Origin of the sequence: Arthrobacter sp. NPDC092385 (genome assembly GCF_044755105.1) — a bacterium.
GTDB lineage: Bacteria > Actinomycetota > Actinomycetes > Actinomycetales > Micrococcaceae > Arthrobacter_D.
Map to the genome: position 1 here is coordinate 275166 of NZ_JBIVQL010000004.1, position 10492 is coordinate 285657.

A 10492-nucleotide genomic window follows, 5' to 3' on the forward strand; every position below is an offset into this window, starting at 1 on the left:
ACGTCACCCCGGGACCCCGTCCTCCCTGGCCTTCGACAGCGTGAAGATCCCGTAGCGCATCGCGCCGGTGCGGTAGGCCAGGATCAGGCGGGGGATGCTCAGGAGGAAGACGCGATTGCGTCCGTCGATCGCGAGGCGACGGGTCTCGCGATCGACGAGCAGGGCCTTCACGACGCGGCGGGCGCAGATCGTCCAGGTCCGCGCGACACGGCGGCTGACGTCCTCGTAGCCCGTTATCGCGAAGCCCGCCGCTCGTGCCATCGCCTCGTACTCCTCGCGCGTGCCCATCGAGGGCAGGCGCCCTTCACGGCAGATCGGCTCCAGCAGGTGACGGACCTTCCACCTGCCGGCGCCGGTTTCGGCGAGCCACGCGCAGATCACCAGGCGGCCGCCGGGTGCCAGCACGCGGTGCGCCTCGGCGAAGAACCTGGACTTGTCGACCATGTGCTCGCTGGACTCGATCGCCCAGGCGGCGGTGGCCGAGCCGTCGGACAGTCCGTTGTCGAGCCAGTCGCGGAGCTGGATGTTTACGTCGGGTGACGGCCGGGCGGCGGCGTAGTCGGCCTGCTGGGCGGACAGCGTGACGCCGGTGACGCGGCCCCCGCGTGTCTCGGCGAGCCGCCGTGCGGTGGAGCCGTAGCCGCAGCCGATGTCGACGCACGCCTCGCCGGCCATGAGGTCCAGCCGGTCGCCGACCGTGTCGACGAGCGCCTCGACGGCTTCGGTGGGCGTCTCGTGCCCCGTCACCCACAGCCCGTGATGCACGTGCTCGCCCCACACCCGGCGATAGACCGGATCGAGCTCGTCGTAGTGGTCGGCGACCGCCACTGCGTTCTGGGAGATGTCCGGGACGATCACGCGGTCACCCTACAGCGCCGATCCGTCCGGAGACACCCCTTGCCCACGCAGGGCGCGCTCCCGGTCCAGGCCGCGACGACCCGCTACGCCCGCCGCGAAGTGCTTTGACAGGCCGTGGAGCCCGGCGCAGTGTGTGTGCATGCAGCCCACCGCGCAGCGCGCCACGCTCCGGGAGTTCTTCCCCTACCTCAGGGGACACGTGCGCGTCCTCCTCCTCGTCGCCGTCGTGTCCCTCGTGTCGACCGGCCTGTCGATCGCCCAGCCGCTTCTGGTCCAGCAACTCGTCAACGCCGTGTCGGCCGGCGAGCCCGCCACGCTCTTCGTCTGGTTCCTCGTGGCGATCACCCTGGGCGGCGCCGTCTTCGGGGCGGCCCAGTCCTACCTCCTCCAGCGGACGGCGGAGTCGGTGGTCCTCGGCGTCCGCCGCTCGCTGGTGGGGCAACTGCTCGCGCTGCCCATCCGCGAGTTCGACCGGAGGCGCGTCGGGGACCTCATGTCCCGCGTCGGGTCCGATACGACCCTGATGCGCAGCGTGATCACGTCGGGACTCTTCGAGATCGTGTCGTCGATCCTGATGTTCTGCGCCGCCGTCGTCCTGATGGTCCTGATCGATCCGCTGCTGTTCGCCATCACGCTGTCCGCCGTCCTCCTGGGTGCCGGCGGTGTCCTGTTCCTCGGACGACTGATCCGCACGCGCAGCCGGGACGTGCAGGACGCCGTCGGGTCGATGACCGCCGCGGTGGAGCGCGGGCTCTCGGGCATCCGGACCATCAAGGCGTCGGTCGCGGAGGAGCGCGAAGCGGCGGTCATCGACAAGGAGGCGACGAAGGCCTTCCACGCCGGCATCGCCATGGCCAGGCTCCAGGCGGCGGTCCAGCCCATCATGTCCATCTGCATCCAGGGCGCGTTCATCGTGGTCCTGGCCGTCGGCGGCATCCGCGTCGCAGCGGGGGAGCTCCGGCTCGGCGACCTCATCGCCTTCATCCTCTACCTCTTCCTGCTCGTGATGCCGATCGGGTCGGCGATGAGCGCGTTCGTGCAGATCCAGTCGGGACTCGCCGCGCTGGACCGCATCCAGGAGATCGCCCGGCTCGAGCCGGAGCGGCGTGACGAAGGGGACCCCGCCGGATCCGACGCCGGGACTGGCCACCCCCAACCTGCCTCCTCCTCCGGGAGCGGCACCATCGAACTGCGCGACGTGAGTTTCCGCTACGCCGTGGCGGACGAGGCAGCGGCGTCGCCCACCGGAGGGGCTGAGGCATCGGCCGTTACGCGGGACCAGCAGGATCCGCGGTGGTCACCGGAGTCCCCGAAGTCGCCGGCGGAGCCGGAGTCACCAGAGTCGCCGGCGGAGCCGGCCGTGCCCGACGGCGTCGGCCGGCTCGTCCTCGAGGGTGTCAGCTTCACTGTCCCCGCGGGCAGCAGGACGGCCCTCGTCGGCCCGTCGGGCGCCGGGAAATCCACCGTGCTGGCCCTGCTCGAGCGGTTCTACGAGCCGACCAGCGGCAGCATCAGCGTCGACGGCGTCCCGCTGCCCCGCATACCGCGGTCCGTCCTCCGGTCCCGCATCGGTCTCGTGGAGCAGGAGGCCCCGGTCCTCAGCGGCACCCTCGCCGACAACCTGAGGCTGGCTGCTCCCGGCGCGACGGACGACCAGCTCCGGCGCGTCCTGGCCGCCGTCGGACTCGACGCCCTCGGCGACAGATCCGACGACGGCCTGGACCTCGACCTCGGGGAGGACGGCATCCGCCTCTCCGGCGGCCAGAGGCAGCGCCTGGCCTGGGCGCGCGTCATCCTCGCCGACCGTCCCGTGCTGCTGATGGACGAGCCGACCTCCGCCGTCGACTCCCGGACGGAGCAGCTCCTGCAGCAGACACTGGGGGAGGCATCACGCGACCGCACCGTCGTCGTGGTCGCCCACCGCCTTTCGACGGTGGCGGACTTCGACCAGATCGTGGTGCTCGACCAGGGGAGGGTCGCCGCCGTCGGGACGCACGAGGAACTCCTGGAGAGCAGTGAGCTCTACCGCGACATGGCAGCCCGCCAGCGCCTGGTGGCCCACGCCTGACCGCGGGCCCGCGTCAGGCGGGAACGGGCAGCCCGGCCTCCCGGTCGAGGAGTCGCTGCTTCACCGGCAGGCCCCAGCGGAAGCCGCCCAGGGAGCCATCGGTCCTGATGATCCTGTGGCACGGGACGAAGAGGGCGGCGGCGTTCCTCGCGCATGCTCCGGCGGCGGCGCGGACGGCGGTCGGGTTGCCCGCCCGCTCCGCGTACTGCAGGTAGGTGACCGGCGCCCCTGGCTCCACCGTGCGCAGGACATCCCACGCGCGGGCCCGGAAAGGGCCGGACACCTGGCGCACCGGCACGGTCCGGACGGCGCCGAAGTCGCCGTCGTAGTAGCGGGCCACGGCGTCGAGGATGGGCTGCACGGAGGAGGCCGCCGGGTCGAAGACCGCCGACCTGATGCTCGGATGGATCTGCCCGGTCAGTTCGGAGGCGAGAGCGGTCCAGCCCGACGAGAGCACGGCACCCTCCGCCTCGATGACGGTGAAAGGACCGTCCGGTGTGTCGACGGTGGTGGTGGTCGCGCCCCGCAGGGCTGGGGAGAGGGCGGGTGCGGTGGTCATGGGGATTCCGTTCGGTGGGTGGGACCAGGGTACGTGGCTGCGTCAGGCGAGGACATCGAGGGGCCTCCCGCCTCTCTGCCCGGTCGGGGCGCTCGCCGTCCTCCAGAGGTGCATCGTCGCGTAGGAGCGCCACGGGCTGACGCCGGCCATCGCGTCGTCGAGCGGTCTGCCCGGATCGCGCAGAGGCGCGCCGGCCCGCTCGGCGAGCCGGGACCAGCCGGTGCGGACGGCGGCGTCGGAGGGGAGCTGGATGTCGGGGTGGCCGAGCACGCGCATGACCACGTAGTCCGCCGTCCATGGTCCGACGCCGTCGAGCCGGAGCAGCTCCGACCGGAGCGCGCCCGCGTCCGAACCGACGCCGACCCCGAGGGTGCCGGACACGAGCGCCCGCACCGCGGCGCGCAGCGCGTCACTGCGACGGCGCGGTCCGCGGAGCAGGGGATCGGGCGCCTCCGAGAGTTCCTGCGCCGTGGGGAACAGCCGGGTCAGGCCGCTACCGGGAGCGTGCACCGGGCTGCCGGCCCCGGCGAGGTGGTTCAGTGAACGGGTCGCCGCAGCGACCGATACCTGCTGGCCGACGATCGCGCGGACGAGGGTCTCATGGGGATCCACCGAACCGGGCAGACGCATGCCGGGCGAGGACGCCACGAGGTCGGCGAAGGACGCGTCGCGTGACAGGGCGGCATCGATGGCGACGGGATCGGCATCGAGGTCGAACAGGCGGCGGATACGGCCGAGGAGTGCGGGGAGGTCGCCCAGCCCGGACACGGACACCGAGACCGGCAGGGCGGCCTGTCCGTCGCCGCGCGGTTCGACGGCGGCGGCTTCGAACCAGGCGGGTCCGGCCGGCAGGTCGACGAGCCGCTCGTAGCTGGAAGCGGTCCCTCGTTCGATGCCGTCCACGGATCGCGCTGCCAGGAAGGCGAAGATCCCGTTGTCGTAGGGAGCCCGCACGGGCAGGGCCAGCGAGATCCTGACGGTGCCGCCGGCGATCGCACCGGTATCGACGGTGCCGCCGGCGGCATCACGCGGCTGCCGGGCAGCCTCGCGAACCTGCCGGGGAGTGAGGTCGAAGACCTGTTGGACGGTGTCGTTGAACTGCCGGATGCTTCCGAAACCGGCCGCGAACGCCACATCGGCGAGCCGAAGCGTCGAGGCGGTCAGCAGGGTCCGGGCGGTCTGGGCGCGCTGGGCGCGCGCGAGCGCGAGTGCGCCGGCGCCCAGTTCCTCCCGGAGGATCCGGTTGAGGTGCCGGGGTGAGTACCCGAGGCGCGCGGCGAGGCCCGCGACGCCGGCCCGGTCCACCTCGCCGTCCGCGATGAGCCGCATCGCCCGGGCCGCGGCATCGCTGCGCAGGTTCCATCCCGGATCCCCGGGGACGGCCTCCGGCAGGCACCGCCTGCAGGCACGGTAGCCTGCCTCGTGCGCGGCGGCGGACGTGCGGTAGAAGGTGACGTTGGACGGCTTGGGCGTGCGGGCCGGGCAGGACGGCCGGCAGTAGATCCCCGTGCTGGAGACGGCAGTCACGAACTGCCCGTCGAAGCGCACGTCGCGGGCATCGATCGCCCGGTACTGCTGCCAGAAGTCCATGCCGCAATCCTGCCACCCTGCCGGACGAGGAACTGGCGGGTTTCGGACATGGCTGTGGGGAGGAGTGGCCGCGGCCTTTGCTACGGTCGACGGGTGGACGAACAGCCCGGGATCGACGAGGACCTTCGCGCGAGGTTGGGTGGGAGCGCCCTCGACGTCGCGCCCCTGCTCCTCGGCGCGCACCTGACGCACCGCCACGGGGACGGGGACGTCACGGTGCGGATCTCCGAGGTCGAGGCCTACCTCGGCCCGGACGATCCCGGGTCCCACGCGTTCCGCGGGAAGACCGCCCGTAACGCCACGATGTTCGGGCCCCCCGGGCACCTCTACGTCTACTTCACCTACGGGATGCACTACTGCGCCAACATCGTCTGCGGCACGGACGGGTGGGCCACCGGCCTGCTCCTGCGGGCGGGCGAGATCGTCGAGGGCGTCGAGCGTGCGCGGGAGCGGCGCTCCCATCCGGCCTCCGATCTCGATCTGGCCCGGGGCCCGGCCCGGCTGGCCCAGGCCCTCGGCCTGGACCGCCGGTTCGACGGCGCCGATGCCCTCGCGGACCCGTTCGGGCTGGTCCTCCCGGACAGCCCGCCGGAGGTCGTCGCGCGGGGGCCCAGGGTCGGCGTGAGCGGTATCGCCGGGAGCGAGCAATACCCCTGGCGTTTCTGGCTCCCGCAGGACCCCACGGTGTCCCGGTACCGTCCGGGGAAGCCGCGCTGAGCCCGTAAGGTTGATCCGTGAGAATCAGCGGAGCGAACGCCGGCAATACACCGGGCGCAGGAGCAGGACCATCCGAGATCTCGGCCCGGGCGGGCGAAGCGATCGACCGCCTGTGCGCCGTCGTCCCCGATTTCCCGTCACCCGGCATCATGTTCCGTGACCTCACCCCCGTCTTCTCCGACGCCTCCGCCTTCCGGGCCGTGGTCGACGCCGTCACGGAGCCCTTCGCCGGATCCTTCGACGCCGTGGCCGGAGTCGAGGCCCGCGGCTTCGTCCTTGCCGCCGCCGTCGCCTACGCGACGGGCACCGGCGTCGTCACCGTGCGGAAGGCGGGCAAGCTGCCCCGTGCCGTGTATCGGGAGTCGTACGACCTGGAGTACGGCCAGGCGGCGCTCGAGATCCACCAGTCCGATCTGCCCGCCGGGGCCCGCGTGCTGGTGCTCGACGACGTCCTCGCCACCGGCGGAACACTCGTCGCGGCATGTGCGTTGCTCGAAAGGGCAGGAGCGGCCGTCGCCGGTTGCGGGGTGGTCCTCGAACTCGGTGACCTCGGCGGACGTGACAGGCTGGCCGGTCGGCCGGTCCACGCGCTGCAGATCGTGTAGCTTCCCGTCGCGCTAGACTTGACGGTCCGCCTTTCATGGAAGGAACTCTCCGATGCACGAGACGTCGCAGGCCAACGCCGAGCTGGAACACGAGCGCGACTACGTCGACGGCCTGTACTCCCGCCTCGACGAACTCCGCGCCGAGAAGGCCCAGCAGCTCGCAGAGGTACGGCGTACCCAGGCAGCCGGATCGCACCAGAACAGGTCGGAGCGGGACGCCTTCGCGACCATGTACGAGGACCGCCTGGCCCAGCTGAACGCCGTCGACGACCGCCTCGTGTTCGGGCGCCTCGACCTGGACGACGGCGACAAGCGGTACATCGGCCGGATCGGCCTCTCCGACGACGAGCTCCGGCAGCTCATGGTCGACTGGCGGGCACCCGAGGCGGGCACCTTCTACCAGGCCACGGCCTTCGAGCGCATGGGCGTCCGCCGCCGCCGCCACCTGATCCTCTCCCGGCGCGACGTCGTCGCGATCGAGGACGACGTCCTCGACGCGGGCCTGCTCGGCGACGACGACTCGCTGCAGGGCGAGGGCGCGCTGCTCGCGGCCCTCAACACCCGGCGCACCGGCCAGATGTCCGACATCGTGGGGACCATCCAGGCCGAGCAGGACCGCATCATCCGGGCACCGCTGCCCGGGGTGACCGTCGTCCAGGGCGGTCCCGGTACCGGCAAGACCGCGGTGGCGCTCCACCGCGCCGCCTACCTCCTCTATACCTACCGCGACCGCCTGAAGTCCGCGGGCGTGCTGCTGGTCGGACCCACGGATGCCTTCATGAAGTACATCGAGCGAGTCCTCCCGTCCCTCGGGGAGACCGGCGTGGTCATGGCGGGCATCGGCACGCTGATGCCCGGCATCCAGACCGTCCAGGAGGGCGACGAGAAGGCCGCCGCGGTCAAGGGCTCGCTCGACATGGTGCAGATCCTGAGGAATGCCGTCGCCAACCGTGAGCGGGTCCCGGCGGAGAACAAGCGCCTCAACGTCGAGGGGACGATGCTCACCCTGACGCCCCGGCAGGTCGCCCGTGCCCGCGAACGCGCCCGCGCCACCGGCAAGCCCCACAACGAGGCCCGCGTCACCTTCGTCAAGATCCTGCTCCGCGAGCTCACCGAGCAGCTGCTGGACAAGCTCGAGGAGTCCTCGGGCGGCGGGAACAACGCCGACCGCTCGTACCTCGCCGAGGACGTCCGCAGTGCACGCGACGTGCGGATCGCCCTCAATCTCGCCTGGATGCCCCTCACGCCGCAGAAGCTGGTGTCGGAGCTGTTCGCGCGTCCCGAACTGCTGCGCGCCGCTGCTCCCACCCTGGCCGAGGACGAGCTGGCCGCACTCGCCAGGCCGGCCCACGCCCCGTGGACCGAGGCCGACGTGCCCCTGCTCGACGAGGCCGCCGAACTGCTGGGGGAGCTCGATGCATCCGCCGGCCGCGACAGTGCAGCGCGTGACCAGGAACAGAAGCGCGATCTCGCCAATGCCGAGCGCGCCCTGGAGAACGTCAACGCCTCGCTCGAGGACGCCGGGGTGGACGGCGTGCTCACGGCGGAGGACCTCGCGCAGCACAACGCCGTTTCCGCGACCCGCCTGACGGCCGCCGAGCGTGCGTCCGGCGACCGCACGTGGGCCTACGGGCACGTGGTGGTGGACGAGGCCCAGGAACTGTCCCCGATGCAGTGGCGCCTGCTGATGCGCCGCTGCCCGGTGAAGTCCTTCACCATCGTCGGTGATATCGCCCAGACGAGTTCGGCGGCGGGGTCCCGGTCCTGGCAGCAGGCGCTCGAGCCGTTCGTGGGGGAGCGCTGGCAGCTGGAGGAACTGACGGTCAACTACCGCACGCCCTCCCAGATCGCCGAGGCCGCCGTGCGGATGGCCAATGCGGCGGGTCTCGTGGTCTCCGCGCCGAAGGCCGTGCGGGAGGGTCGTTTCCCGCCGATCCTGGACACCGTGCAGGAGCTCGTGCCGGCGCTGGTGAACGCCCTGCCCGAGGAACTGTCGGCGATCGACGGCGGACTGCTCGCCGTCATCGCTCCCGAAGACCTCCTTCCGGCGGTCCGCGCAGCGTTGGCGCCCGTCTACGGAGACCGCATCGGCACCGGCGCGGGCGGCCCCGCCCAGGACATCGTGGTGATCAGCCCGCGTGAGTCCAAGGGACTGGAGTTCGACGGCGTCGTCATCCTCGAGCCACAGGAGATGCTCGATTCCGCGACGGCCCGGGTGGGTGACCTCTACGTCGCGATGACGCGTCCCACACAGCGCCTCCGCGTCATCTCGACCGGCAGAATTCCGGCTGGTATCGCCGACTGATAATTTGGAGGGGTGTCCCAGCAAACAGATATCCCCGTCAGTGGCCTCGCAGGCCAGCGCAACGATCCTTCGTTCTCGAGCATCTACGACGAGCTGGTGTGGCGCGGGCTGGTCTATGTGTCCACCGACGAGGGTGAGCTGAGGGAACTGCTGGCAGGTCCGTCCATCACGTTCTACTGCGGGTTCGATCCCACGGCGCCGAGCCTGCACCTGGGCAACCTCGTCCAGCTCCTGACCATGCGCCGGCTCCAGCTCGCCGGGCACCGGCCGCTCGGCCTCGTCGGCGGGTCCACGGGCCTCGTGGGAGATCCGCGACCGACGGCGGAGCGGACCATGAACACCAAGGAGACCGTCGCCGAGTGGGTCGGCTACCTCCAGGGCCAGGTGCAGAAGTTCCTCGACTTCGAGGGAGGCAACGCTGCCCGCATGGTCAACAACCTGGACTGGACCGGTCCGATGAGCGTCATCGACTTCCTGCGCGACGTCGGCAAGTTCTTCCGCGTCGGCACGATGATCAAGAAGGAGACCGTCGCCAAGCGGCTGAACTCCGACGAGGGCATCAGCTACACGGAATTCAGCTACCAGATCCTGCAGGGCATGGACTACCTCCAGTTGTTCCGCGAGTACGGGTGCGTCCTGCAGACCGGTGGCTCCGACCAGTGGGGCAACCTCACGAGCGGCACCGATCTGGTGCGCAAGGTCGAGGGCAAGGGTGTCCACGCCATCGGCACACCGCTGATCACCAACTCCGACGGCACGAAGTTCGGCAAGAGCGAGGGCAACGCTATCTGGCTGGACGCCGCGATGACGAGCCCCTACGCGATGTTCCAGTTCTGGCTCAACACCTCCGACGCCGACGTCGCCGAGCGCCTGCGGATCTTCACGTTTCGCACCCGGGAGGAGATCGAGGAGCTCGAGAGGGCGACGGCGGAGCGCCCGCATGAGCGGGCGGCGCAGCGTGCGCTGGCCTTCGACGTGACCTCGCTCGTCCACGGGGTGGACGCGACGGAGAAGGTGATCGCCGCGTCGGCCGCCCTCTTCGGGCAGGGGGACCTGGAGTCGCTGGACCTGGCCACCCTGCAGGCCGCCACAGCGGAGCTCGAGTCGGTCTCCGTTCCCAGGGACCGACGGGGGATCATCGAACTCCTGGTCGCCTCGGGTCTCGCGGCGAGCAACTCCGCGGCACGCCGCACGGTGGCAGAAGGCGGTGCGTATGTGAACAACACGAAGGTCGCCGACCCCGAGCATGTGGTCGGCGACGAGGACCTGCTCCACGGCCGCTACCTGCTCGTACGCCGCGGCAAGCGCAACCTCGCAATGGTCGACGTCGCCTGACGTCCTGCACCCCCCTCCGACTCGAAGCCGGCACTCCCTCCGTAGGGGTGCCGGCTTTCGCCGTTCGTATGGATTTGGTGGTGGGGGTGGGGTGGTCGTATAGTTATGGAGTTGCCCCGGTGAGGGTGGCAAACCCCCCTTGATGAAGTTGAAGTTGTTCTGGCGTGTGCTGTGCATGGTGCTGGGATCGGCTTCTGGTTCGTTGTCGGTTGTGTGGGTCTGTTGGTTGGTTGTGGTGCTGGTTTTCGGACTGGTGGTGCGGCTGGGAGCGGATTTGCAAGGCCGGGTTGGAGCGGGTAAGCTTGTAAAGTTGCTTCGGAGCGAGGACACAGCGGTTTGGTTGTGTTTGGTGCCGGTAGCTCCTGTTGTTTGAGAACTCAATAGTGTGCCAAGTTTGTTGATACCGATTGTTTTTTGATTGGTTGAATTTGCTGGTTGCCGCACCCCGTGTGGTG

The 10492-nt window shown here is 70.5% G+C and carries 8 protein-coding genes; 5 read left to right on the forward strand and 3 right to left on the reverse strand.

The window, feature by feature from the left end; genetic code table 11:
- Positions 1–3 precede the first annotated feature (3 nt).
- Positions 4–858, reverse strand: a complete 855-nt coding sequence (locus ACIQCY_RS07655; RefSeq protein WP_400483295.1) for a class I SAM-dependent methyltransferase — start codon at positions 856–858, stop codon at positions 4–6.
- Positions 859–997: 139 nt separating this feature from the next.
- On the opposite strand from ACIQCY_RS07655, the gene ACIQCY_RS07660 reads away from it, so the two are divergent.
- Positions 998–2926 carry an ABC transporter transmembrane domain-containing protein gene (locus ACIQCY_RS07660; protein WP_400483296.1) on the forward strand — a complete coding sequence of 643 codons (1929 nt, stop codon included), beginning with the start codon at positions 998–1000 and terminating at the stop codon, positions 2924–2926.
- Between the two features lie 13 nt (positions 2927–2939).
- Here ACIQCY_RS07660 and ACIQCY_RS07665 read toward each other — a convergent pair whose 3' ends face one another.
- A complete protein-coding gene (locus ACIQCY_RS07665) occupies positions 2940–3485 on the reverse strand; it encodes a methylated-DNA--[protein]-cysteine S-methyltransferase (RefSeq protein ID WP_400483297.1) in 546 nt (181 codons plus the stop codon).
- Between the two features lie 42 nt (positions 3486–3527).
- Positions 3528–5075: an AlkA N-terminal domain-containing protein gene (locus ACIQCY_RS07670; protein WP_400483298.1), complete on the reverse strand. Its 1548-nt coding sequence runs from the start codon at positions 5073–5075 to the stop codon at positions 3528–3530.
- Positions 5076–5168: 93 nt separating this feature from the next.
- Here ACIQCY_RS07670 and ACIQCY_RS07675 point away from each other — a divergent pair, with 93 nt between their 5' ends.
- The 4 genes from ACIQCY_RS07675 (at position 5169) to tyrS (ending at position 10037) form a co-directional block, all read left to right on the forward strand.
- Positions 5169–5792, forward strand: coding sequence for a DNA-3-methyladenine glycosylase (locus ACIQCY_RS07675; RefSeq protein WP_400483299.1), 624 nt, complete (start codon positions 5169–5171; stop codon positions 5790–5792).
- Between the two features lie 77 nt (positions 5793–5869).
- Positions 5870–6397: an adenine phosphoribosyltransferase gene (locus ACIQCY_RS07680; protein ID WP_400483313.1), complete on the forward strand. Its 528-nt coding sequence runs from the start codon at positions 5870–5872 to the stop codon at positions 6395–6397.
- Between the two features lie 52 nt (positions 6398–6449).
- Positions 6450–8702 carry a HelD family protein gene (locus ACIQCY_RS07685; RefSeq protein ID WP_400483300.1) on the forward strand — a complete coding sequence of 751 codons (2253 nt, stop codon included), beginning with the start codon at positions 6450–6452 and terminating at the stop codon, positions 8700–8702.
- Positions 8703–8714: 12 nt separating this feature from the next.
- Positions 8715–10037 (forward strand): tyrosine--tRNA ligase, encoded by a 1323-nt coding sequence (gene tyrS / locus ACIQCY_RS07690; protein WP_400483301.1) that lies wholly within the window; start codon positions 8715–8717, stop codon positions 10035–10037.
- Positions 10038–10492: the final 455 nt, after the last annotated feature.

Coding starts and splice junctions, on each gene's coding strand:
- ACIQCY_RS07660 (WP_400483296.1), top strand. CDS start 998: ATGCAGCCCACCGCGCAGCGCGCCACGCTCCGGGAGTTCTTCCCCTAC.
- ACIQCY_RS07665 (WP_400483297.1), bottom strand. CDS start 3,485: ATGACCACCGCACCCGCCCTCTCCCCAGCCCTGCGGGGCGCGACCACC.
- ACIQCY_RS07670 (WP_400483298.1), bottom strand. CDS start 5,075: ATGGACTTCTGGCAGCAGTACCGGGCGATCGATGCCCGCGACGTGCGC.
- ACIQCY_RS07685 (WP_400483300.1), top strand. CDS start 6,450: ATGCACGAGACGTCGCAGGCCAACGCCGAGCTGGAACACGAGCGCGAC.